Origin of the sequence: Rhizobium sp. N122, assembly GCF_002211295.1 — a bacterium.
GTDB lineage: Bacteria > Pseudomonadota > Alphaproteobacteria > Rhizobiales > Rhizobiaceae > Rhizobium.
In genome coordinates this window covers 240,806-264,503 of record NZ_LOKU01000023.1, presented here as the reverse complement: position 1 = coordinate 264,503, position 23,698 = coordinate 240,806, and the positions used below count along the sequence as shown (strand labels likewise).

Below are 23,698 nucleotides of genomic sequence, written 5' to 3'. Positions count from 1 at the left end.
TCATCCACAAACCCGGCAAAAGAAAGGTTTTCCCAATGGCGGTTCCCGGCATCGGCGCCACGGCTCCTGATTTCAACCTTCCCCGCGATGGCGGCGGCCGCATCTCGCTGGCCGAATTCCAGGGCAGGCCGCTCGTGCTGTTCTTCTATCCCAAGGACGATACGACCGGCTGCACCGCCGAATCATTGGCTTTCACCGCGCTGGCAAGCGAGTTCGAGGCGGCGGGCGCAGCCGTCATCGGCATGTCGCCCGATTCGGCCGCCTGTCACGACAAGTTCATCAGAAAGCACCGTCTTTCGGTGGCGCTTGCCTCGGACGAGGAAAAGACGACGCTGCAGGCCTACGGCGTCTGGAAGGAAAAGAGCATGTACGGCCGTAACTTCATGGGCGTCGAGCGCACCACCTTCCTGATCCGCCAGGACGGCACGATCGCCACCATCTGGCAGAAGGTGAAGGTGCAGGGCCATGCCGAAACCGTGCTCGAGGCCGTGCGGAATCTCGCCGCGTGACCGGCGACCTCGCGATCACCTCGCTGCGCGGCGGCGCCATCGATGCCATCTGCTCCGCCGATCTCGACCGCAAAACGGCGCTTGCGCAGGAAAGCGCCACCCGCTGGTTCGCCCGCCGGGTGTCGCTGCGCTCGCCGCTCGATGCGGCCCTGCCGGAGAGGCCCGGCCGTCCCGACAGGCCGGTGCTGACGCCGCCGACCCAGGTGGAAAAGCGCTCGCTGCATACGCTGAAAGGCCGGATCGCCCTGCTCCATGCTATCGCCCATATCGAACTCAATGCAGTCGATCTGGCGCTTGATATCGTTGCGCGATTTGCCACCGAACAGGTGCCGAATTCCTTTTTCGACGGCTGGATGCAGGTTGCCTTCGAGGAGGCGAAGCATTTCCGTATGGTGCGCGCCCGCCTCAACGATCTCGGCGCCGATTACGGCGATCTCCCCGCCCATGACGGGCTCTGGCAGGCGGCCCATTCGACCCGCAACGACCTGACGGCAAGGCTCGCCGTCGTGCCCCTGATTCTTGAAGCCCGCGGCCTCGACGTCACGCCGTCACTGCAGGCAAAGATGCGCCAGACCGGCGACCTCGAAAGTGCCGATGTCCTCGACGTCATCTACAACGACGAGAAAGGCCATGTCGCCGTCGGCGCCAAATGGTTTCGCTTCCTTTGCGCGCGGGAGAAGCGCGACCCGGCCAAAGCCTTCCAGGAGCTGGTGCGCGCCAATTTCCGCGGGCCGCTGAAGCCGCCTTTCAATGATCTTGCCCGCGCCGAGGCCGGGCTGACACCATCCTTCTATCGCTCGCTGGCATCGATCAGCCACGCCTGAGATCATTGATATTATTGGCGCGCACAGCGATAAAGAAAGCATTCATTAACCATAAACGTGTCTAATTTCCCGAAAGAGGCGTAGAGCATCAGTCGGGAGAGCCTGCGTGAACAGCGGACATCAGCACCGGGTATTCGGCAGGCGGGCGCAGGAACATATCCTCATCCTCGCAAGCGGCGACAAGGTCCGCCACATGACGGTCCGGCCGTGGATGGCAGCCGTAGCCTTCTGTTTCGTCGGCGTTTTCTCGATCGGCTACCTGCTGGCCACCTCCTATCTCGTGCTGCGCGACGACCTGATCGGCGCCACGATGGCGCGCCAGGCCCGCATGCAACACGACTATGAAGACCGCATCGCCGCCCTTCGCGCCCAGGTCGACCGCATCACCTCCCGCCAGCTTCTCGACCAGCAGGTGGTCGAGGATAAGGTCGACAAGCTGATGGAACAGCAGATGGCGCTGACGTCGCGCCACGGCAAGCTCGACAATCTGCTCGACCGGGCCGAAAGCTCCGGCCTGACGGATAAGGCCGGCGCCCTGCCCGAGCCGTCTTCGCCGGTCCAGTCCTTTGCCCCCGACATCAAGGACAAGCGCGCTTCACTGACCGGCGGCGGCATCGAGGCGATCGAGAAACAGCTGGCGAGCGGCGCGCCCGCCGATGCGACGCCCGACAATTCGACGCTTGCCTATGTGCCCTCCGCCGAGACGGTCGGCGACCGCGCCGACCGCATCTTCTCCAACGTGACACTGTCGCTGAAGGGCGTCGAACAGGACCAGCGCAACCGCGTCGAGCAGTTGACGAGCGACGCCGGCAATGCCGCCAATGCGATCGGCAAGGTGCTGACCCGTTTCAAAATTCCGGTGCCTGAGGAGACTGCGACAAAGCAGGACGACGATGCCGTCGGCGGCCCCTATGTCGAACCTGAAAGCAACGACGATTTCAACAATTCGCTGGCAGCGCTCGACGGCGCGCTGACCCGGCTGGAGGCGGTGCGCAGCACCGCGGAATCCCTGCCCTTCCGCAATCCCGCTATCGGCAAGGACGTGACCAGCCCCTTCGGCAATCGCCGCGACCCTTTCCTCGGCCGCCTCGCGCTGCATTCCGGCATCGATTTCCGCTTCTCGCCGGGCGAGAAAATCCGCCCCTCGGCGCCGGGCAAGGTCATCGCAGCCGGCTGGACGGGCGGTTACGGCAACATGGTCGAGGTCGACCACGGCAACGGCATCTCGACGCGCTACGGCCATATGTCCCAGGTGCTGGTCAAGATCGGCGACACGGTCGGCCGCAGCGACGTCATCGGCCTTGCCGGCAGCACCGGCCGTTCGACGGGGACGCACCTCCACTACGAAGTGCGCCAGGACGGCCACGCGGTCGATCCAGTATATTTCATGAATGCCGGCCTTAAACTCGCCACCTATCTCAAGTAACTGCCATCAGGTAACCATCGCTTCACTCTGTACGGGGTGCGGCCTCTCTATTTCTTGACTTGCCGGCCATTCGGGGCTATGTCGCGCTGCATTGCGGCATGCAATCCCGCCGACTCGTTCAGAGCTCGGCCGAACCGGAACGGAAACAGTTTTCCCTTTGACGACATTCGCTGACCTTGGCTTGAGCCAAAAAGTGCTATCCGCTGTTACCGACGCGGGCTACACGATACCCACGCCTATTCAGGCGGGAGCCATTCCCTTTGCGCTCGAGCGTCGCGACATTTGCGGCATCGCGCAGACGGGCACCGGCAAGACGGCATCCTTCGTTCTGCCGATGCTGTCGCTTTTGGAAAAGGGCCGTGCCCGTGCCCGCATGCCCCGTACGCTGATTCTGGAGCCGACGCGCGAACTCGCCGCCCAGGTTGCCGAGAACTTCGAAAAATACGGCAAGAACCACCGTCTCAACGTCGCCCTTCTGATCGGCGGCGTTTCCTTCGAGGACCAGGACCGCAAGCTCGAGCGCGGCGCCGATGTGCTGATCTGCACGCCCGGCCGCCTGCTCGACCATTTCGAGCGCGGCAAGCTGTTGATGAGCGGCGTCGAGATTCTCGTTATCGACGAGGCCGACCGCATGCTCGACATGGGCTTCATCCCCGATATCGAGCGCATCGCCAAGATGATCCCGTTCACCCGTCAGACGCTGTTCTTCTCGGCAACCATGCCGCCGGAGATCCAGAAGCTCGCCGACCGCTTCCTGCAGAATCCCGAGCGCATCGAAGTGGCCAAGCCCGCCTCGGCCGCAAAGACCGTGACGCAGCGCTTCGTCGCCTCGCACAGCAAGGATTACGAGAAGCGCGCCGTTCTGCGTGATCTCGTCCGCGCCCAGACCGAACTCAAGAACGCCATCATCTTCTGCAACCGCAAGAAGGATGTTGCCGATCTCTTCCGGTCGCTGGAACGCCACGGCTTTTCCGTCGGCGCCCTGCATGGCGATATGGACCAGCGCTCCCGCACGATGACACTGCAGAGCTTCCGTGACGGCAATCTCCAGCTGCTGGTTGCCTCAGACGTCGCCGCCCGCGGCCTCGACATTCCCGATGTCAGCCACGTCTTCAATTTCGACGTGCCGATCCATTCCGAGGATTACGTCCACCGCATCGGCCGCACCGGCCGTGCCGGCCGCTCGGGTGCCGCCTTCACGCTGGTCACCAAGCGCGACAGCAAATTCGTTGATGCGATCGAAAAGCTGATCGGCGAAAAAGTCGAATGGCTGAGCGGCGATGTGAGCTCTCTGCCGCCGGCAGAAGAAAGCGCCGACAGCGACCGCCCGCGGCGCAACAGCCGCGAGCGTGGCGCAAAGGGTGAACGCGGCGAGAGAGATCGTAGTCGCGGACGCGGCAATCGCAGCGCCACCGGTCATAAATCTGATAACGACATCCAGGATAATGACGTCCAAGTGATCCAGGCAGCACCAGTAAAGGCCGACATCGTGAAGAACGAGCGCAGAGCAGAGCAGAAGCCGCAAAACAATGCGCGTAACAGCCGGCCTTATCCGGCAAACGATGACAGCCGCGACCGCCGCCGCCATCGCGACCACGATGACGGCCCCACCCCGGTCGGCTTCGGCGACGATATCCCCGCCTTCATGCTCATCGCCGGCAGCGCCAAGATCTGATCGCCATGGCTAAGCCCGGTCTCGATTTTCCGGGCTTCGGCGTCGGCCTGGTCATTCTGCGCGACGCCAAGGTTCTTCTCTACAAGCGCGTGCGCCCACCGGAAGCCGGCTACTGGAATATCGTCGGCGGCAAAGTCGATCATATGGAGCCGGCCGAGCAAGCCGCGCGCCGCGAGGCTGAGGAAGAAACCGGCCTCAGGATCGGCCGGATCGAGCGGATCGGCATGACCGAACAGATCATCGACACCGACCGCCAGCACTGGATTTCACTTCTCTATCTCGCTCGCGACGTCGAAGGCGAGCCGCAATTGACCGAGCCGGACAAGCTTTCCGATTTCGGCTGGTTTCCGCTGACGGATTTGCCGCAACCGCTCTCGGCCTTTACCAAGGCGGCGATCGCAGCCTTGCCGACTGCCGAACGCGGTCAGCTATCGGCGCGCAGCGACGCCTCGTAGGCAAGCCGCACCCATTTCGCCATCAGATCGGGATCGTCATAGGCCTCGTCGGGGATCGACCAGTAGGGCATCTTTACCGGCTTGCCCTTCTTGCCCTCGTAGCTCCATTGCGTGGCGCCGGCGGCGGCAAACTCCGGGGCGCTGGTCTCGTCGGCCTTCAGCAGCATCTCGTCCCGCACTTCGAGCGCAACGATGCGGCCGAGATGATAGATGCCCTTGCCGCCGAACATACGCTTGATCGTGACCGGGCCGAGCCCCTGAAACATTTCCTCGATGCCGGCATTGTCCATTCGCTATTCCCTCGAAATCCCGGCCGTGGAGGCCATCACAGCGCGTGATAATCCCGGTTCATATAGATGAGCGCCGGATGCTTTTCGCTGAAGCGCACGGCCGCGACCTCGCCGAAGATGACATTATGCGTCGGCATTTCCTTGATGTCGGTCACCCGGCAATCGAAGGCGGCGAGCGCATCGGCGAGCACCGGCGCGCCGGTGACCAGCGTCTCGAAGCGGGCGCTGGCGAAACGCTCGTCATCGGCAAGCGAGGTCCGTCCGGAAAAGGCGTCGGCAACGCCCTGATGATGGGCGCCGAGCGTGTTCAGCACGAAGACGCCGCTGCGGAAGAAGATTTCGTTTTTCGGATTGGTGTTGTTGAGGCAGACCAGCACGGAGGCTGGATTATCCGAGACCGAGCAGGCGGCGGTGATGGTGACGCCGCGGCGCAACTCGCCCAGCGCCGTCGTTACGAGTTGCACATGGCCGGCATAACGGCTCATGGCGTCTCGATAAAGACCGGGGTCGATATGCTGCCTGTTCAACACCTGCTTCTCCCGTGCGCTCTGCTGCCGACTGCATACAATTAGCAGCAATGCAAAGTGCTGCAGCGTCCTTTGCGTCACCGAAAGGCCGCCCCGCGCTGCAGTTCGACTTTCTATCGCGCCAATATGGCGAGCATCGGTTACCTTTTCTACAATAGGACCGGTGAAAAGCACTGCGGCACGCTTGTTTTTCTTTGACGATCGCGGCCTTGCGGATAAAAGGGCATGGACGATGGCTAGGGGATCTCCGCCTTTCATGATCAACCTGCGTGGCATAGCAGCCTTTCTGGCGCTGCTGGGAGCGGCGGCACCAGGCCATGCGGAGGGCGTGACGATTGGCGTCGTCGCCCCTCAGAACGGTTCGCTCGCTTTGCTCGGCGCCCAGATTGCCGCTGGCGCCGGTTTCGAGATCCAGCGATCAGGAAACACCCTCGTCGCCATTAACGAGACCTGTGAGGACAATAGCGGTGCTGCGGTTGCCGATGCGCTGGTCGCTGCCAAAGCGCAGGTCGCGATCGGCTTCCTCTGTAGCGAGACGCTGGAAGGCGCGCTGCCGAAGCTGAAAGACGCCGGCATTGCCGCCATCACCGTCTCGGTTCGCTCCCGCATCCTGATGGAGGATGCGCTGAAAAACGGCTGGCCGCTCTTTCGTCTCGCGCCCGCCGATGGCACCGAAGCGGCAAAGGTCAACGAAGTGATCCTCAAGGACTGGGCCGCCGATCCGATCGCGTTGATCGAGGACGGCACCATCCATGGCCGTGAACTGACGGAAGCGGTGCGCAATGCGCTGGAGCAGAACGGCCTGAAGCCGGTCTTTACCGATACCTATCGCCCGGGACAGGAGCAGCAGGTTGCCCTGGTCCGCCGGCTGAAACGCGCCGGCGCCACCAGGGTCTTCATCGGCGGCGACCGCAACGATGTCGCCATCATCGCCCGCGACGCCAAGGCGGAAAACATCCCGCTCTCCATTCTCGGCGGCGATGCCATGCGTGCGGCCGACCAGCCGCTGCCGCTCGCGCCCGGCGTGCGCGCCGTTGCCCTGCCGGAATATGCGCTTCTGCCCGAAGGCACGGCGGCGGCCGAGGCGCTCGGCGCCAAGGGCATCGAGCCGGAAGGCTATGTCCTGCCGTCGCTCGCGGCAGCGCTGATTGCCGGCCAGGCCGGGGAAGCCGCCGCTGCGGCCGGCAAGCCTCTCCAGGCGTCGCTTGTCGGCACGACGTTCCAGACGCCGGTCGGCCCCATCGCCTTCACCGCCGCGCACGAACTTGCGCAGAACGCCTACCGCCTGCTCGAATGGCGGGGCAACGGCTTTTTTCCACCTGCCGCGCCGACGGAGTGAGCGGCCGCCAGTCTTGAAATCGGAGGCCGCGCTCAAATGGCGGCCCACAGGGAGTAAAACTTGATGACGCTGCCCATTCGCATTGCCCCCTCGATCCTCGCGGCGGATTTCGCCAGGCTCGGCGAGGAGGTGCGCAACGTCACGGCCGCCGGCGCCGACTGGATCCATCTCGACGTGATGGACGGGCATTTCGTGCCGAACATCTCCTTCGGCCCCGATGTCATCAAATCGCTGCGCTCCTATACCTCGGCCACCTTCGACTGCCATCTGATGATCTCGCCGGTCGACGACTATCTCGAAGCCTTCGCCAAGGCCGGCTGCGACCGCATCACCGTCCATGCCGAAGCCGGGCCGCATCTGCACCGCTCGTTGCAGACCATCCGCAATCTCGGCAAGAAGGTCGGGGTGACGCTCAATCCGGCGACCCCGCTCAGCGCCATCGAAAACGTGCTCGACGATGTCGACCTCATCCTGATCATGTCGGTCAATCCCGGCTTCGGCGGGCAGAAGTTCATTCCGGCAATGGCGGCGAAGATCGCAGCCGCGAAGTCACTCATCGGTGACCGGCCGATCGAACTCGAGGTCGACGGCGGCGTCACGGTGGAAACAGCGCCGGCAATCGCCCGCGCCGGCGCCAACGTCCTGGTCGCCGGCTCGGCAATTTTCAAGGGCGCCACGGTCGAGGATTATCGCCGGACCGTCGCCGATCTGCGTCAGGCAGCCGAAGGGGCACAAACGTGACAAAGAGTCTGATCATCGGCGGCATGCTTGCCGCCGCATTGGCCGGCCTGCCCGGCCTGTCACTGGCGGGCGACATCGCCAATATCCAGCCGATCGGCTTTTCCGCCGATGGCAAAGTGTTCGGATTTCAGGAGTTCGGCATCAAGGAGGAAGGCGGCGCTCCCTACTCCAACACCTATTTCGTCGACACCGAAAACGGCCAGTATATCGAGGGCACGCCCTTCCGCACGGAGATGACCGAGAAGGACGCCAATCTTTCCAAGGCGCGGCGGCAAAACCTGACGGCGGCGCGCAGCCAGATGGATAAGTACGATCTCTTGACCAATCCCGGCCTGATCGCCGCGTTCAATCCGCCGACCGAACTCGGCTCCCCCTCGAAGACCATCCGTTACACCACGCTTGCGACCGATGGCCCGCCGAAGTCACCTTATACGCTGGCGCTCAGCGAGATACCGGTGGCGACGCCGAAGGATTGCGCAGCAGTCGACAAGCGGGTCCTCGGTTTCAGCCTGCAGATGATCGAGAAACAGGGCGCTCCGAACCGCCAGGCGGCGCGGCAGGCGACGGCAGTTCCGGCCGAGCGCGCCTGTTCTGTCGAATACCGGATCGGCGGCGCGGTGGTCTATCAGCCGGAAGCCGGAGACCAGGTTCACATCGCCTTGATCCTCGCCTTCGACGCCGACCGGAACGGACGCTGGATAGCCGTTCCGGTTCATCCCTGAGCCCGGATCGCCCAGGGATGGATGGCCCGAGCCCGGATCACTCCAGCACAGTTCGACCGAGCCCGGACCGGCCTAGGACAAATCGCCCGATGAGGGATCGTCTGCGCGCTGCGCGGCCGTCCTACCCCGATCTGATTGCCGGCGCGCTGTTCTGGGGCATGCAGATGCTCGCCTCCGCCATGCTCGGCCTTTACCTCCGCAACGGCCTGCAGACGAGCCGGCTTACCGAGGTCGCCGCACTTTATTTCGCCGGCGGCCTGTTTGCCTGGCCCTTCGCCCTGCCGGTCGCCCGCTTCTTCGCGCATGACAGGCCGCCGGAAGCGCGTTTTGCCGCCTTCTTCGTGACCCTGACGGCAGCGACGATCGCCATGACGGCCTTTCTCTTCGCCATGGAATACCGGCTCTTCTATTCCCGCTGGCATGCGCCCTTCGGCAGTTTCGTCTGGGCTTTTCAGTTCGTCTTCACCAGCATCAGCGCCGTCTACCAGTTCCTGGTGATCGGTCTGCGCCTTTTCCTGCCGCTCGGCCTCGTCTGCCTTGTCGTCAGCAGCTATCATCTTGCCAAACGCATGCGTTGAGATTGCCGCCCGTCTTTGCTACAGGGGCACTAAAGCAGTTCCACGAAAAGTGCCCCGCGGTGTTCCGTCCGGAATTGCGTCAAAACGAAACGCTTAAACCTCTTGAAGTGAAGGCAGCCCGCCCATGATCCCGCGTTACTCCCGGCCCGAAATGGTCGCCATCTGGTCTCCCGAAACCAAGTTCCGCATCTGGTTCGAGATCGAGGCGCATGCCTGCGACGCGCTGGCCGAGCTCGGCGTCATCCCGAAATCGGCGGCAAAGACGATCTGGGAAAAAGGCGGTGCGGCCACCTTCGACGTCGCCCGCATCGACGAAATCGAGGCCGTCACCAAGCATGACGTCATCGCCTTTCTCACCCATCTCGCCGAGATCGTCGGCCCCGATGCACGTTTCGTCCACCAGGGCATGACCTCATCGGACGTGCTCGACACCTGCTTCAACGTCCAGCTGGTGCGCGCCACCGATATCCTCATCGCCGATATCGACCGCCTGCTCGCAGCGCTGAAAACCCGTGCCTTCGAACATAAGGACACCGTCACCATCGGCCGTTCGCACGGCATTCACGCCGAGCCCACAACCTTCGGCGTCAAGCTGGCGCTTGCCTATGCCGAATTCGAACGCTGCCGCCAGCGCCTCGTTGCCGCCCGCGAGGAAGTCGCGACCTGCGCCATCTCGGGCGCCGTCGGTACCTTCGCCAATATCGACCCGCGCGTCGAGGAACATGTCGCCGAAGCGCTTGGCCTCAAGGCCGAGCCGGTCTCGACCCAGGTCATCCCCCGCGACCGCCACGCCATGTATTTCGCCACCCTCGGCGTCGTCGCCTCGTCGATCGAGCGCCTGGCGACCGAAATCCGCCACCTGCAGCGCACCGAGGTTCTGGAAGCGGAAGAATATTTCTCGCCCGGCCAGAAGGGCTCCTCGGCCATGCCGCACAAGCGCAACCCGGTGCTGACCGAAAACCTCACCGGCCTCGCCCGCATGGTCCGCTCCTACGCCTTGCCGGCCATGGAAAACGTCGCCCTCTGGCACGAGCGCGATATCTCCCACTCCTCCGTCGAACGCATGATCGGCCCCGATGCGACCGTCACCCTCGATTTCGCCCTCGCCCGCCTTGCCGGCGTCATCGAAAAGCTGCTGGTCTACCCCGAGAATATGGAGAAGAACCTCAACAAATTCCGCGGCCTCGTCCACTCCCAGCGCGTCCTCCTGGCACTAACCCAGGCCGGCGCCTCCCGCGAAGATGCCTATCGTCTGGTACAGCGCAACGCCATGAAGGTCTGGGAACAGGGCAAGGATTTTCTGGAGGAACTGCTGGCGGATTCGGAGGTGCGCGCAGCGTTGTCGGAAGAGGACATCCGCGAAAAATTCGACCTCGGCTATCATACGAAACATGTCGACACGATTTTTCGCCGCGTCTTCAAAAACGCTTGAGAGATTCCCAACCTTTCGACGTCATCCTCGGCCTTGTGCCGAGGATCTGCCGCAAATCAACGGCAATAGATCCGGTAGGCATTGTTTTAGCTCATTGTTTTTATGCATTCGTTACCTGGAACCGCCGCACACTTCCGGACGACGTGCATTAGCAATCTGGCGTCACCCTGCAGGGCCGCCTTTCTATGTGATTGCGGACTGTATTTAGTTCTTCTCAAGCGGCCGTTGTTTCCCCTTCGAGGCTTTGGCGTTCACCGGGCGTTTGCGCACCTCGGTCTTTTTCGACGGCATCGCCTGCACTGTCTCCGCCTCCACCGTCCTGCAAGCCTCCGTCTCGCCCCTGCCCTTGGCAGCCTTGGCGACCAGCTCGTCAAGACGCTTCAGCTCCTCCTCGTCGAGATTCTCGATGCCGATGAAGCGGTTCTCGGCATGGCTCGTCAGGATGATTTCGTTGAGTTTGGCCTGGATCGCCCTGGTGTCGCGCGTCTGGGCGTTCTGCAGCACGAAGACCATCAGGAAGGTGATGATCGTCGTGCCGGTGTTGATGACCAACTGCCAGGTTTCCGAATAATCGAAGAAGGGACCGAGTGCCGCCCAGATGATGACGGCGATGAGCGCCAGGATGAAGACAATGGGTTTGCCCGCCCATTCCGAGACCTTGGTTGCGAAGCGGGCAAACAGATGCTTCATCGACACCTCTGAAATCCTCCCAAAAAGCCGGTCACAAATAACGCGGCGAGAGGTCTCGAGGTTCCGGGAACTGGCGAAGCTTACCCCCCGGGGATCACGAGAGTTCGAGATCCCCGGAAATGTTTGACTACGCGGCTTCCCGCGCAATCAGCTTACGATAAAGATGCCAGGTCGCATGGCCGAGGATGGGAATGACGAGCGCAAGCCCGGCAAAGACCGGGATCGTGCCGATGACGAGCAGGGTTGCGACGATCAGGCCCCAGAGCAGCACTGGCACCGGATTGGCGATCGTCGCGCGGATCGAGGCGACGACGGCGGCCACCGCGCCGACATCGCGGTCGAGCAACAGCGGAAAGGTGATGACGGTCGTCGCCAGCACGACGAGCGCGAAGACGAAGCCGATCAGATTGCCCCAGATGATCAGCTGCATGCCTTCGGGCGTGCCGAAGACCTGGCGGAAGAAATCCGCCATGCTGCGGGGAAATACTTCGCCGAGCAGATTGCTGTAGAGCGTCTGCGCCGTCACCAGCCAGACGACGAAAAGGCCGCAAAGCATCAGCCCGACCGCGACGATCGACGGCAGCGCCGGCGAATGGCGCACCTCGAGCGCATGCGTCCACGAGGTGTCAACGCCGGCCTCGCGCCGGCGGCTGATCTCATAGAGGCCGATCGCTGCGATCGGGCCGATCAGCACGAAACCTGCCATCAGCGGAAAGACCATCGGCAAAAGATTGGCGCCGGATGTCCACAATGTCAGGAAGACGCCGGCAATCGGGTACATCAGGCACAGGAACACGTAGTGGGACGGTTTCTCCATGAAATCGTCGTAACCGCGCTTCAGCGCGTCGAAGACGTCGGCGATACCGATGCGATTGACAACGGGCCGCGCGAAGTTTTCGCCTGCACCCGTCATGACATGAAATGCCGCCATGGCTTTCTCCTCCTCAGCCGAGACCTGGTCGGCGGCGGACACGCAATCGGCGGGCAAGCCGACACGAAATCCGCAACCGGCACTGGAGCAATATAGCAAACCAAAACGGCCGTGTCGCTCTCTCCCTTCACATCCCCTCTTGACATCGCGGGCAAGCCTTCTCACATCGGCGGCACTATGAAAGCCTCAGACGCAGATATCCTCATCATCCCCGGCTACACCAATTCCGGCCCTGGCCACTGGCAGAGCCGCTGGGAGGCAAAGCTCAGCACGGCGCGGCGCGTCGAACAGGCCGAATGGACTAAACCGGTCCGAGAGGACTGGATCGCCCGTATCGCCGAGGAGGTCAACGCCTCGACACGCCCGGTCGTTCTCATCGCCCATTCGCTGGGCGTGGCCTCGACTGTGCATGCCATCCCGCATTTCCGCAAGCCGGTGGCGGGCGCCTTCTTCGTCGCCCCGCCCGATGTCGCCAATCCCGACATCCGGCCGAAGCACCTGATGACCTTCGGCCCCTATCCGCGCGATCCGCTGCCCTTCCCGTCGATCACGGTGGCGAGCCGCAACGATCCGTTCGGCAGCTACGAACATGCCGACGATATCGCCAGCAGCTGGGGCTCCTTCCTCGTCGATGCCGGCGAGGCAGGCCATATCAATGCCGATTCCGGTCACGGTCCCTGGCCCGAGGGCACGATGGTCTTTGCCCAGTTTCTCAGCCGGCTCTCCGCCTGATCAGGTAAAACCGGCTTTCTCGTTAATTAAGCGAATGCTTTCTAAGTCTTTCTTAATGGAATGACAGCAGACTGCACCGAGATGAATTAAGCGAGAATGCCCGTGAAGAAAGCCCATCCACAGGCCGATAATGCCGCAGCGGCCAAGGCAGGCGTCGGCAACGGGGCGGATGACGATTCCGACCTGGCGGAGCGGGAGAGCCGGTGGAACCATGCGCTCGTCGGCTCCGGCCTTGGCGTCTGGGACCACAACTACCGTCTCGGCCGGAAATATTATTCTAAGACGTGGAAGACCATGCGCGGCATGGCGCCCGACGAGGAGGCCGCCGGCGATTACGACGCCTGGCTGGCCCTCGTCCATCCCGATGACCGCGATTTCGTCGTCCATGCCATCGACCGGCAGAATGCCGGCGATCCGGATTTCCAGATCTTCGAATATCGCGAGCGTCACAGAGACGGCCACTGGATGTGGATCGACTGCCGCGGCGCCTGCGTGGAATGGGACGAGAGCGGCGTGCCGACCCGCATCGTCGGCACGGATACGGATATCACCGCCCGCAAGGAGGCCGAGGATACGCTCTCGCGTCTGTCGCGCCGGCTCGATCTGGCGCTGGAGATTTCCCGCATCGGCGTCTTCGAGGCGGATATCGAGAATGATACCGTCGAATGGGACGAGCGCCTCATCGCCATTTACGGTCTGAAGGGCGCCTCGCGTCCAATCGCCAGCGACATCTGGGCGAAAAGCCTGCATCCCGACGATCGCGAGCGCGTACTGGGCTTGTCCGACCGCAGCGTCGAAAGCGGCAGTGATTTCCAGCAGGAATACCGCATCATCCGCGGCGATGGCGCCGAACGTGTCATCCGCGCCAGCTCGGCCTTCTTCGTCGACGGCAACGGCCACCGCAAGCTGATCGGCGCCAATTGGGACGTCACCGATGAGGTCGCGCTCCGCAACGAATTGCAGCGCGCCAAGGATCTGGCCGAGGCCCACAACCGCGAACTCGAAGCCGCCAAGGAGAGCATCGAGCGCCTGGCGCTGCACGATTATCTCACCGGCCTGCCGAATCGCCGCTATCTCGACAAGATGCTGGGCGAGCGCTCGGCCGAATGCCGGGCCAAGGGCCTGGGGCTGGCGATCCTGCATATCGATCTCGACCGCTTCAAACAGATCAACGACACGCTCGGCCACCGGGCGGGTGATGCCATGCTCCAGCATGCCGCAAGCGTGCTCAGACATTCCGTCCGCGCCGCCGATTTCGTGGCCCGCATCGGCGGCGACGAATTCGTCATCCTCTGTACCGTCGATCCGGCGTCGAAGAAGATCGCCGGCCTTGCCGAACGTATCATTCGCGAATTGCGCAAACCGGTGAGATATGAAGGGCACGACTGTCGTTTCGGGGCCAGCATCGGCATCGCCGTCGACAGCGGACCGACGCTCGATGCCAAGCAGACACTGCTCGATGCCGATATCGCGCTCTATCGCGCCAAGGGTCTGGGCCGCAACCGCTTCGAATTTTTCTCGGCCTCTGCCCGCCGCGACGTCATCTCGGCCAAGCACCTCGCCGACGAGATCCTGATCGGCCTCGAGCGCAATGAATTCGTGCCCTTCTATCAGCTGCAGTTCGACGCCCGCACGCTCGATGTCGTCGGCGTCGAAACACTTGCCCGCTGGCAGCACCCGGTGCACGGGCTGCTGGCGCCAGACCGTTTCCTCGATATCGCCGAGGATCTCGACGTCGTCTCGACCATCGACGCCCTGATCCTGGAGCGCGCCATCGCCGATCGCCGCGCCTGGATCAAGGACGGGCTGGCCGTTCCGAAGATATCGGTCAACGTTTCCGCCCGGCGGCTTGCCGATCCCGATCTTGGCAAGAAGCTTCGCGCCCTGAAGATCGCGCCCGGCACCTTCGCCTTCGAATTGCTGGAATCGATCTCGCTCGACGATTGCGACGACGCGGTCACCGCCAACCTGAAAAAACTGCGCAAGCTCGGCATCGACATCCAGATCGATGATTTCGGCACCGGCCATGCCTCGATCGTCAGTCTGCTGCGCTTGAGCCCGAAGACGCTGAAGATCGACCGCGAGCTGATCCGCATGCTGCCGCAATCGGCCGAGCAGCGCAAACTCGTCGGCTCGATCATCGATATCGGCCGCTCGCTGAATATCCTCGTCATCGCCGAGGGTGTCGAGACTTCAGATCATATCCGCATTCTCGAAGAACTCGATTGCGACACGCTGCAGGGTTATGCGCTGGCCCGGCCGATGCCGGCCATGCAGATCCCCTCCTTCATCCGTGCCGGCAGCTGGCGCCACGGGCAGGTCGCCGCGCGCGCCCTGCAGACGCAGCTCCGTCGCGCGCTGCGAAGCAGAGCCGCCAAATAAACATCTGCACAAGCAGCCCGCCATTTCGCCGTCATTTCGCCGTACAGGAAAAGGCGCTAAACTCGCCCTGCGAATTCATTCGATTCTCTTGGCGGTATTCCGTAAAATCCGGAACGGGCCACGAAATCCGGAAACGGGGGAAGCAACGACAGGCGGATTGTGAAACCTACTCTTTTCCTTTAAGGGGACGCCACGAGATCGATCCACTCGCGCTATCCCAAGAGCGCCAACAATAGAGAATGACCACGATGAACCGTCGCCGCCGTATCTACGAGGGCAAGGCAAAGATTCTGTATGAGGGTCCGGAACCGGGCACTTTGATCCAGTTCTTCAAGGACGATGCCACTGCCTTCAACAAGAAGAAACACGAAGTCATCGACGGCAAGGGCGTCCTTAACAACCGCATTTCCGAATATATCTTCAGCCATCTGAACAAGATCGGCATCCCCACCCATTTCATCCGCCGGCTCAACATGCGCGAGCAGCTGATCAAGGAAGTGGAGATGATCCCGCTGGAGATCGTCGTGCGCAACGTCGCCGCCGGCTCGCTCGCCAAGCGTCTCGGCATCGACGAAGGCGTGGTGCTGCCGCGCTCGATCATCGAATTCTATTACAAGTCCGACGCGCTCGACGATCCGATGGTCTCCGAAGAGCACATCACCGCCTTCGGCTGGGCCAATCCGGCCGAGCTCGACGACATCATGGCGCTTGCCATCCGCGTCAACGACTTCATGACCGGCCTCTTCCTCGGCGTCGGCATCCAGCTCGTCGACTTCAAGATCGAATGCGGCCGCCTCTTCGAAGGCGATCTGATGCGCATCATCCTCGCCGACGAGATCTCACCGGACAGCTGCCGGCTCTGGGATATCGAAACCCATGAGAAGATGGATAAGGACCGCTTCCGCCGCGATCTCGGCGGTTTGCTCGAAGCCTATTCCGAAGTTGCGCGCCGTCTCGGCATCATCAATGAAAACGAGCCTGTGCGCGGCACCGGCCCGGTTCTGGTCAAGTAAGGCAGGAAAGACAAAGTGATCAAGGCTCGTGTCACCGTCACGCTGAAAAACGGCGTTCTCGATCCGCAGGGCAAGGCCATCGAAGGCGCGCTCGGCGCCCTCGGCTTCTCGGGCGTCGGCCACATCAGACAGGGCAAGGTCTTCGACCTTGAGCTAGAAAGCGCCGACAAGGCCAAGGCCGAAGCCGACCTCAAGGCCATGTGCGAAAAGCTCCTCGCCAACACGGTGATCGAGAACTACGCGATCGCAATCGACTGACGATCGCCGCCCGTCATCCGGCGGACTTTGAGGATTTGGCGTCATGACGCAGGCAAAGCTGGAGACGGAAGTCTCGAAATATATGAGCTATGTTTTGCGTCATGCGCCTGAAGCCGCCGGTTTGACGCTTGATGCCGAGGGCTGGGTGTCGTTCGATGAACTTGAAAAAGCGCTGACGTCGAAATACGACGTTTCCCGCGCCGATATTGTCGCGGTCGTCGAAAGCAATCCGAAGAAGCGCTTCACCATTATCGACAACAGAATTCGCGCCAATCAGGGTCATAGCGTCGACGTCGACCTCGCATTGAACCCGGTGGAACCGCCTGCCACGCTTTTTCACGGCACGTCCCTGGCGAACAGGCAGTCGATCGAGCGCGAAGGCTTGCAGAAGATGCAGCGCCACCACGTTCATCTCTCGGCGGATGTCGAAACCGCGAAAATCGTCGCAACGCGCCGCAAGGGTGAATATCTCATCCTGCGTGTGGATGCGGCCCGCATGTTTTCAGAGGGTCATTCTTTCTTTGTCTCCGACAATGGAGTATGGCTCGCCGAAAGCGTTCCAGTTCAATATCTTTCGCCAGACGCGGGGACCCCATGAAATCAGCCGTCGTTCAACTTCCGGGCCTCAACCGCGACCGCGACATGATCGCCGCCTTGACCAAGATTTCCGGAAAACCGCCGGTGACGATCTGGCAGACGGAAACCGAGATCCCCGATGTCGACCTGATCGTCATCCCCGGCGGCTTCTCCTATGGCGATTACCTGCGCTGCGGCGCGATTGCCGCCCGCATGCCGGTCATGCAGGCGATCATCGACAAGGCGGCAAAGGGCGTGAAAGTGCTCGGCGTCTGCAACGGCTTCCAGATCCTCGTCGAGGCCGGCCTGCTGCCCGGCGCGCTGATGCGCAATGCCTCGCTGAAATTCGTCTGCCGCGAGATCAAGCTTGAAGTCGTCAATGCCGAAACGGATTTCACCCGCGCTTATGCGCAGGGCCAGGTCATCCGCAGCCCGGTCGCCCATCACGACGGCAATTATTTCGCCGACGAAGCCACGCTGACCAGGATCGAAGGCAATGGCCAGATCGTCTTCCGTTATGCCGAGGGCACCAACCCGAACGGCTCAATCAACGACATCGCCGGCGTGATGAACGAAAAAGGCAACGTGCTCGGCATGATGCCGCATCCGGAAAACCTGATCGAAGCCGCCCATGGCGGGTCGGACGGCCGCGGCCTCTTCGCCTCGGCGCTCGACGTCGTCGCTGCTTGAGCTTGGCTGGAGCAAGATCGATGCGCGCTTACGTCACCATCGCCAACGCCGCCCTGCTTGCCGCTCTCGCAGCCATGGCTGCGGCCTGCCAGTCCACGCCGGCGCCGTCAGGTCCGAACCGGGCCGCGCTGCCGACGATGGAGCGCGTGGCTCTCGGCGCCAATGCCTGCTGGTTCAAGTCGGGCGATCCGGCCTTTGCTGCTTACAAGCTCGCGCCGGAGCTCAATTCCTTCTCCGGCCGCCCGCGCATCCTGCTCGTCCATAAGGGCAGCCCGGAAAGCCGCCCGCTGCTCGTCATCCAGGCCGAAGGAAGCCCGGCGCGCCTGCAAGCCTTCGGCCCGGTAATGTCGGAACCGGTCGCCGGCCGCATTGCCGCCGACGTCAATCGCTGGTCGGCAGGCAACAAGGCCTGCAGCTGATCGCTGCCGGCAATCCCCGCGGGATCAGTCCCAGAAGAACGACTTGCTGATTTCGCGCGCGGCGTCGGACTGCGACACGCCGATATCCTTGAGTTCGCTCGCCGTCAGGCCTCTCAGCGCCCGGCGGCCTTCCCGCTTCTGATGCCAGACAAGCACCGCCGCCCAGATCCGCCCCAAGCGAGTCGTCGCCTTGGCAGGTGCCTCGGGAAGGACGATCTGCCTCCTGTCTTCATAGGAGACAATAGGTACAATTGGCATTTTGATCTCAGGCAAGGCAGACATCCCAGGAATCCTCTCGGTTATCCGTTGGAATTGACTCTTAATCTTGACAGAGACAATGTGACAATATAGTCAATTGTCACCATGACAAATTGGCTTCCTGATCTTTCCCGCGGTTCCGGGCCGGTCTATCTCCGGCTTGCCGACAGCATCGAATCCGCGATTTCAACCGGCGCCCTGCCCGCTGGCAGCAAATTACCGCCGCAACGCAACCTCGCCTATGATATCGGGGTGACAATCGGCACGATCGGCCGCGCTTATGCGCTGGTGCACGAACGTGGCCTGGTCGCCGGCGAGGTCGGGCGCGGCACTTATGTGCTCAACCGCTCGGAGACGCCACCCGGCGAACAGGCCGACCCGTTGACGGTTTCGCTCGGCAGCACCCGCCTCCGGGATGCGCCGGCAAACAAGATCCGCTTCGACACCACCGCCGCCCCCGATCTCGGCCAGGGCAAGATCATAGCGGGCATCCTTTCCGAGATCGGCGAGCAGCATCTTGCCGAAATCTCCTCCTATTCCCGCAGTTTTCCGGGCAACTGGTTCGAGGCCGGCCGCCGCTGGCTTGCCCGCAGCGGCTGGACGCCGGAAGCCGAAAACATCGTGCCGACGCTCGGCGCCCATGCGGCGGCGGTCGCCGTCATCGCCGCTGTCTCGGTCCCGGGCGACAAGATCGTCTTCGAGGATCTCACCTATACCCAGGTCAGCCGCAGCGCCCGCCTTCTCGGCCGCCGCACGCTGACGGTCGATTCCGATGAACACGGTGTGATCCCGGAGGATTTCGAGCGGCTCTGCCAGCAGCAGCATCCGAAGCTCGCCTTCCTTATGCCGACCATCCACAATCCCACCGTGACGATCATGCCCTATGAACGGCGTGCGGCAATTGCTGCAATCGCCAGGAAACACGGCGTCTGGCTGATCGAGGACGATCTCTACGGCGGCATGGCCGACGACGACACGCCGCTCATCGCCTCGCTAGCACCCGATCGCACCTTCCTCGTCAGCGGCCTGTCGAAATCCGTCGCCGCCGGGGTACGCGGCGGCTGGGTCGCCTGCCCGCCGCATTTTGCCCAGCGCATCAGGGTAACGCACAGGATGATCACCGGTGGCCTGCCCTTCATCCTGGCGGAAACCTGTGCGCGTCTCGTCGAAAGTGGCACGGCGCACGAAATCCGCAAACAGAGTGTCGAAGAACTCTCCCGACGCGTCCGGCTTGCCCGCGAGCAACTGCAAGGCTTCGATTTCCAATCGCACCCGCACGCGCCTTTCCTCTGGCTGAAACTGCCGGAGCCATGGATGTCCGGCACGTTCAAGAACGCCGCCTACCGCGATGGCGTCCTGGTCGATGACGAGGATGAGTTCAAGGCAGCGCGCGGCGAGAAAATCTATCACCGCGTTCGCATCGGCTTCTCCTCGCCGAAATCGGAGCAGGAACTGGTCTCCGGCCTGATGATCCTGCGCCGGCTGCTGGAAAATGGCGGCTCCGCCTATGATGGTGAAATATGAGGTGTTGCAGATACACGTCATAAATCGGAAAAACGCTGAAGCCTGTTCGTAGTCGCATCAGCGACTCAACCTCCATGCTACGTCTTTGTTATTCCCGCCTGACGCGAATCAAAGGACAGCAAATGAGGGTCGACTTTGGAAGGATCGCGTCGCGTTTTTTGAGTACGGTGTCGTTGGCGGCGGTGGCCGGCACCCTGCTGGCAGGCTCGGCGAATGCCGGCGAGCAGATATTCGATGAGCTGCGTTTCGGCCTCTCGACCTCGGTGCAATCCGGCCACTCCAGGGAAGACGGCGTCTTTCCCGAGATCACCGCTCTTTTCGATCCTTTCGGCTACGACGCTGCCGCCGGCTGGCAGCAGCAGTTGCTGCATCCCCGCGTCCATCTCGGCACTTCGATCGGTACATCAGGCGAGGCCACGCAATTCTTCACGGGCTTCACCTGGACCGTCAACTTCAACGAGAGGCTTTTTGCCGAAGCCGGCTTCGGCGGCGTCATCCATACCGGCGACCTCGAGGGCGATGGTGATGGCCCTGAACTCGGCTGTCGCGTTCTCTTCCACGAATATGCCGGCGCCGGCTACCGTTTCACCCCGCATTGGAACGTGATGGCGCAGATCGCCCATTCCTCGCATGCCAATCTCTGCGACGGCCCCAACGACGGCATGACACGTGCCGGCCTGCAGATCGGCTATAAGTTCTGAGCGGCGAGAGCCTTTCTGAGAAAGGCCTGCCTGCCCCTGTGAACTGCCCCGAAGTTGGGGGTCCAACTTCGGGAGTCTTTCACTGTGTTGACGGCGGGCTTTTTTCTGTCGCGCATCGCCGCGACATAAGCTAAAGACAGCGCAAAACGCGCCAGGGACTTTCCGCTCATGACCATTCCAAACACCATCGCGATCACGCCGGAACTCATTGCGGGCCATGGCCTGAAGCCGGACGAGTACCAGCGCATTCTGGATCTGATCGGCCGCGAACCGACCTTCACCGAGCTCGGCATCTTCTCGGCCATGTGGAACGAGCACTGCTCTTACAAATCCTCGAAGAAATGGCTGCGCACGCTGCCGACCAAGGGGCCGCGCGTCATCCAGGGCCCGGGCGAAAATGCCGGCGTCGTCGATATCGATGACGGCGATTGCGTCGTCTTCAAGATGGAGAGCCACAACCACCCCTCCTATATCGAGCCTTACCAGGGGGCTGCGACCGGCGTCGGCGGCATCCTGCGCGACGTCTTCACCATGGGCGCCCGCCCGGTCGCCGCGATGAACGCCTTGCGCTTCGGCGAGCCGGATCATCCGAAGACCCGCCACCTCGTCTCCGGCGTCGTCTCCGGCGTCGGCGGTTACGGCAATTCCTTCGGCGTGCCGACGGTCGGCGGCGAAGTCGAGTTCGATGCCCGCTATAACGGCAATATCCTTGTCAACGCCTTTGCCGCCGGCATCGCCAAATCCAACGCCATCTTCCTGTCCGAAGCTAAGGGCGTCGGCCTGCCGGTCGTCTATCTCGGCGCCAAGACCGGCCGCGACGGCGTCGGCGGCGCGACGATGGCCTCGGCCGAATTCGACGAATCGATCGAGGAAAAGCGCCCGACCGTTCAGGTCGGCGACCCCTTCACCGAAAAATGCCTGCTCGAAGCCTGCCTCGAACTGATGCAGACCGGCGCCGTCATCGCCATCCAGGACATGGGTGCCGCCGGCCTCACCTGCTCGGCCGTCGAAATGGGCGCCAAGGGCGATCTCGGCATCCTGCTCGAACTCGACAAGGTGCCGGTGCGCGAAGAACAGATGACGGCCTACGAAATGATGCTGTCGGAAAGCCAGGAGCGCATGCTCATGGTTCTGCAGCCGGAGAAGGAAGCGGAAGCCAAGGCGATCTTCGTCAAATGGGGCCTCGACTTCGCCATCGTCGGCAAGACCACGGATGATCTGCGCTTCCGCGTGATGCATCAGGGCGAGGAAGTCGCCAACCTGCCGATCAAGGATCTCGGCGATCAGGCACCGGAATATGATCGCCCTTGGCGCGAGTCCGGCAAACATGCCCCCCTGCCCGCCAACCTCGTCGCAGCCCCTCAGGATTACGGCCAGGCGCTGCTCCAGCTCGTTGGCTCCGCCAACCAGTCGAGCCGCCGCTGGGTCTACGAGCAGTATGACACGCTGATCCAGGGCAATTCGCTGCAGCTTCCGGGCGGTGACGCCGGCGTCGTGCGTGTCGACGGCCACCCGAGCAAGGCGCTCGCCTTCTCCTCCGACGTGACGCCACGTTATGTCGAGGCCGATCCCTTCGAAGGCGGCAAGCAGGCGGTCGCCGAATGCTGGCGCAACATCACCGCCACCGGCGCCGAGCCGCTTGCCGCCACCGACAATCTCAACTTCGGCAATCCCGAAAAGCCCGAAATCATGGGCCAGTTCGTCGAGGCGGTGAAGGGCATCGGCGAAGCTTGCCGCGCCCTCGATTTCCCGATCGTCTCAGGCAACGTCTCGCTCTACAACGAGACCAACGGCGTCGCCATCCTGCCGACCCCGACGATTGCAGGCGTCGGCCTGCTGCCGGATTGGCGCAAGATGGCCCGCATCGGCGCCGCTAATAACGGCGACAAGGTGATCATGATCGGCGTCGACGGCAGCCATCTCGGCCAGTCGGTCTATCTCCGCGATGTGCTCGCCAGCCGCGAAGGTCCCGCCCCCGAGGTGGATCTGTTTGCCGAGCGCCGCAACGGCGATTTCGTCCGTTCCGTCATCCGCAACGGCCAGGCGACCGCCTGCCACGACATCTCCTCTGGCGGCCTTGCCGTAGCGCTCGCCGAAATGGCGATGGCGTCGGACAAGGGCCTGACGATCGATCTCAGCGAAAGCAAAGGTGCGCCGCATGCGCTGCTCTTCGGTGAAGACCAGGCACGATACGTGCTGACGATCCCGGCCGATGTCGCCGATTTCGTCTGCGCCAATGCCGAAGGCGCGGGCGTTCCTTTCCGCCGTCTCGGCACGGTCGGGGGAACGTCGCTTGCCGTCGGCGATCTCATCGCGCTGCCGATTCAGCAATTGCGCGATGCCCATGAATCGTGGTTCCCTGATTTCATGGAAGGCCGCGGCGAACTGGCTGCGGAATAATGCGCAAGGAGTAACGATCATGGCCATGAAACCCGGCGATATCGAAGACATGATCAAGGCTGGGATTCCCGGTGCCAAGGTGACGATCCGCGATCTGGCGGGCGACGGCGACCACTACGCCGCCGAAGTCGTCGCCGAAGCCTTCCGCGGCAAGAGCCGCGTGCAGCAGCACCAGATGGTCTACGAAGCACTGAAGGGCAATATGGGTGGCGTGTTGCACGCACTCGCGCTGCAGACCTCGGCGCCGGATTGAACGGCTGCGATGAACCGGCCCGGCAGGAAGACTTTTCCTGCCGGGCCCTTGTTTTTTTTGCGGACGCGCGGTGATTCCCAAAGACGTCCGGATTTATAGCGCCCTCAGTTCCAACCTCCCTCATTCCTGTCCTCGGGCTTTGACCCGAGGGATGTCACAGGAATCCAGCCACCGCGCGTCGGCGCGGTGATTGACTCACCTGTTTCGAAGGTCTTTCGCGCCCAAGGACTTGGCGCACTGGATTCCTGTGACGAGCACAGGAATGAGGAGTGCGGGGTAGCGGTCTACCCTAAATCGAGCACTTCGCGTGAGGACTGCTCTTGCCTAAAAGGCTCGACGTGTCTCCCAGCATC

General features: G+C 62.5%; 26 protein-coding genes. 21 read left to right on the top strand and 5 right to left on the bottom strand.

The annotated features are described in order from the left end of the window. The first annotated feature begins 35 nt into the window (after positions 1-35). From ATY75_RS18080 to ATY75_RS18060, 5 genes are all read left to right on the top strand, one after another. On the top strand, positions 36-509 hold the full coding sequence (locus tag ATY75_RS18080) for a peroxiredoxin (RefSeq protein WP_012557791.1): 474 nt from the start codon (positions 36-38) through the stop codon (positions 507-509). Further along, complete coding sequence (locus ATY75_RS18075; RefSeq protein WP_064838606.1) at positions 506-1,333, top strand: ferritin-like domain-containing protein; 828 nt, start codon at positions 506-508, stop codon at positions 1,331-1,333. Before ATY75_RS18080 ends, ATY75_RS18075 begins: the two co-directional genes overlap by 4 nt. A gap of 106 nt (positions 1,334-1,439) precedes the next feature. Continuing rightward, positions 1,440-2,759 carry a peptidoglycan DD-metalloendopeptidase family protein gene (locus tag ATY75_RS18070; protein WP_065092363.1) on the top strand — a complete coding sequence of 440 codons (1,320 nt, stop codon included), beginning with the start codon at positions 1,440-1,442 and terminating at the stop codon, positions 2,757-2,759. Between the two features lie 157 nt (positions 2,760-2,916). Then, positions 2,917-4,434 carry a DEAD/DEAH box helicase gene (locus ATY75_RS18065; protein WP_088938637.1) on the top strand — a complete coding sequence of 506 codons (1,518 nt, stop codon included), beginning with the start codon at positions 2,917-2,919 and terminating at the stop codon, positions 4,432-4,434. A gap of 5 nt (positions 4,435-4,439) precedes the next feature. Beyond that, complete coding sequence (locus ATY75_RS18060; RefSeq protein WP_088938636.1) at positions 4,440-4,889, top strand: NUDIX domain-containing protein; 450 nt, start codon at positions 4,440-4,442, stop codon at positions 4,887-4,889. Here the strand turns inward: ATY75_RS18060 and ATY75_RS18055 are convergent. Together ATY75_RS18055 and ATY75_RS18050 are read right to left on the bottom strand one after the other, a co-directional pair. Then, on the bottom strand, positions 4,859-5,179 hold the full coding sequence (locus tag ATY75_RS18055; RefSeq protein ID WP_064838610.1) for a TfoX/Sxy family protein: 321 nt from the start codon (positions 5,177-5,179) through the stop codon (positions 4,859-4,861). The genes ATY75_RS18060 and ATY75_RS18055 overlap by 31 nt on opposite strands. Before the next feature lie 35 nt (positions 5,180-5,214). Then, a complete protein-coding gene (locus tag ATY75_RS18050) occupies positions 5,215-5,709 on the bottom strand; it encodes a flavin reductase (RefSeq protein ID WP_088938635.1) in 495 nt (164 codons plus the stop codon). A 253-nt stretch (positions 5,710-5,962) separates the two neighbouring features. Between ATY75_RS18050 and ATY75_RS18045 the strand changes: the two genes are divergently transcribed. From ATY75_RS18045 to purB, 5 genes are all read left to right on the top strand, one after another. Continuing rightward, positions 5,963-7,045 (top strand): ABC transporter substrate-binding protein, encoded by a 1,083-nt coding sequence (locus ATY75_RS18045; protein WP_088938634.1) that lies wholly within the window; start codon positions 5,963-5,965, stop codon positions 7,043-7,045. 63 nt (positions 7,046-7,108) lie between these two features. Continuing rightward, positions 7,109-7,786 (top strand): ribulose-phosphate 3-epimerase, encoded by a 678-nt coding sequence (rpe, locus tag ATY75_RS18040; protein WP_088938633.1) that lies wholly within the window; start codon positions 7,109-7,111, stop codon positions 7,784-7,786. After that, complete coding sequence (locus tag ATY75_RS18035) at positions 7,783-8,508, top strand: DUF2259 domain-containing protein (protein ID WP_088938632.1); 726 nt, start codon at positions 7,783-7,785, stop codon at positions 8,506-8,508. Before rpe ends, ATY75_RS18035 begins: the two co-directional genes overlap by 4 nt. 89 nt (positions 8,509-8,597) lie before the next feature. Then, positions 8,598-9,086 carry a hypothetical protein gene (locus ATY75_RS18030; protein ID WP_088938631.1) on the top strand — a complete coding sequence of 163 codons (489 nt, stop codon included), beginning with the start codon at positions 8,598-8,600 and terminating at the stop codon, positions 9,084-9,086. Positions 9,087-9,210: 124 nt separating this feature from the next. After that, positions 9,211-10,518, top strand: a complete 1,308-nt coding sequence (gene purB, locus ATY75_RS18025; protein ID WP_088938630.1) for an adenylosuccinate lyase — start codon at positions 9,211-9,213, stop codon at positions 10,516-10,518. 204 nt (positions 10,519-10,722) lie between these two features. Here the strand turns inward: purB and ATY75_RS18020 are convergent, their stop codons facing one another. Continuing rightward, the gene (locus ATY75_RS18020; protein WP_088938629.1) at positions 10,723-11,208 is read right to left on the bottom strand and encodes a low affinity iron permease family protein; all 486 of its coding nucleotides are present in this window, start codon (positions 11,206-11,208) and stop codon (positions 10,723-10,725) included. 127 nt (positions 11,209-11,335) lie between these two features. After that, the gene (locus ATY75_RS18015) at positions 11,336-12,139 is read right to left on the bottom strand and encodes a DUF2189 domain-containing protein (RefSeq protein ID WP_064838618.1); all 804 of its coding nucleotides are present in this window, start codon (positions 12,137-12,139) and stop codon (positions 11,336-11,338) included. A gap of 177 nt (positions 12,140-12,316) precedes the next feature. Here ATY75_RS18015 and ATY75_RS18010 point away from each other — a divergent pair, with 177 nt between their 5' ends. The 7 genes from ATY75_RS18010 (at position 12,317) to ATY75_RS17980 (ending at position 18,209) form a co-directional block, all read left to right on the top strand. Then, positions 12,317-12,871, top strand: coding sequence for an alpha/beta hydrolase (locus tag ATY75_RS18010; RefSeq protein ID WP_064838619.1), 555 nt, complete (start codon positions 12,317-12,319; stop codon positions 12,869-12,871). Between the two features lie 96 nt (positions 12,872-12,967). Beyond that, positions 12,968-15,253, top strand: a complete 2,286-nt coding sequence (locus tag ATY75_RS18005; protein WP_088938628.1) for an EAL domain-containing protein — start codon at positions 12,968-12,970, stop codon at positions 15,251-15,253. A gap of 248 nt (positions 15,254-15,501) precedes the next feature. Next, a complete protein-coding gene (gene purC, locus ATY75_RS18000) occupies positions 15,502-16,266 on the top strand; it encodes a phosphoribosylaminoimidazolesuccinocarboxamide synthase (RefSeq protein WP_003568927.1) in 765 nt (254 codons plus the stop codon). 15 nt (positions 16,267-16,281) lie between these two features. Next, positions 16,282-16,524 (top strand): phosphoribosylformylglycinamidine synthase subunit PurS, encoded by a 243-nt coding sequence (gene purS, locus ATY75_RS17995; protein ID WP_064691749.1) that lies wholly within the window; start codon positions 16,282-16,284, stop codon positions 16,522-16,524. Positions 16,525-16,567: 43 nt separating this feature from the next. Next, on the top strand, positions 16,568-17,122 hold the full coding sequence (locus tag ATY75_RS17990) for an RNA 2'-phosphotransferase (RefSeq protein ID WP_088938627.1): 555 nt from the start codon (positions 16,568-16,570) through the stop codon (positions 17,120-17,122). Next, complete coding sequence (purQ, locus tag ATY75_RS17985) at positions 17,119-17,790, top strand: phosphoribosylformylglycinamidine synthase subunit PurQ (protein ID WP_088938626.1); 672 nt, start codon at positions 17,119-17,121, stop codon at positions 17,788-17,790. The genes ATY75_RS17990 and purQ overlap by 4 nt, the downstream gene beginning before the upstream one ends. Before the next feature lie 20 nt (positions 17,791-17,810). Further along, a complete protein-coding gene (locus ATY75_RS17980) occupies positions 17,811-18,209 on the top strand; it encodes a hypothetical protein (RefSeq protein WP_088938625.1) in 399 nt (132 codons plus the stop codon). Between the two features lie 24 nt (positions 18,210-18,233). Here the strand turns inward: ATY75_RS17980 and ATY75_RS17975 are convergent, their stop codons facing one another. Then, positions 18,234-18,491, bottom strand: a complete 258-nt coding sequence (locus tag ATY75_RS17975; protein WP_088938624.1) for a DUF1127 domain-containing protein — start codon at positions 18,489-18,491, stop codon at positions 18,234-18,236. 81 nt (positions 18,492-18,572) lie between these two features. Between ATY75_RS17975 and ATY75_RS17970 the strand changes: the two genes are divergently transcribed. From ATY75_RS17970 to ATY75_RS17955, 4 genes are all read left to right on the top strand, one after another. Beyond that, complete coding sequence (locus ATY75_RS17970) at positions 18,573-19,991, top strand: PLP-dependent aminotransferase family protein (RefSeq protein ID WP_088938623.1); 1,419 nt, start codon at positions 18,573-18,575, stop codon at positions 19,989-19,991. Between the two features lie 122 nt (positions 19,992-20,113). Next, on the top strand, positions 20,114-20,692 hold the full coding sequence (locus tag ATY75_RS17965) for an acyloxyacyl hydrolase (protein ID WP_088938622.1): 579 nt from the start codon (positions 20,114-20,116) through the stop codon (positions 20,690-20,692). A 168-nt stretch (positions 20,693-20,860) separates the two neighbouring features. Next, positions 20,861-23,092: a phosphoribosylformylglycinamidine synthase subunit PurL gene (purL, locus tag ATY75_RS17960; protein WP_088938621.1), complete on the top strand. Its 2,232-nt coding sequence runs from the start codon at positions 20,861-20,863 to the stop codon at positions 23,090-23,092. Between the two features lie 19 nt (positions 23,093-23,111). Continuing rightward, positions 23,112-23,345 (top strand): BolA family transcriptional regulator, encoded by a 234-nt coding sequence (locus ATY75_RS17955; protein ID WP_004676237.1) that lies wholly within the window; start codon positions 23,112-23,114, stop codon positions 23,343-23,345. Positions 23,346-23,698: the final 353 nt, after the last annotated feature.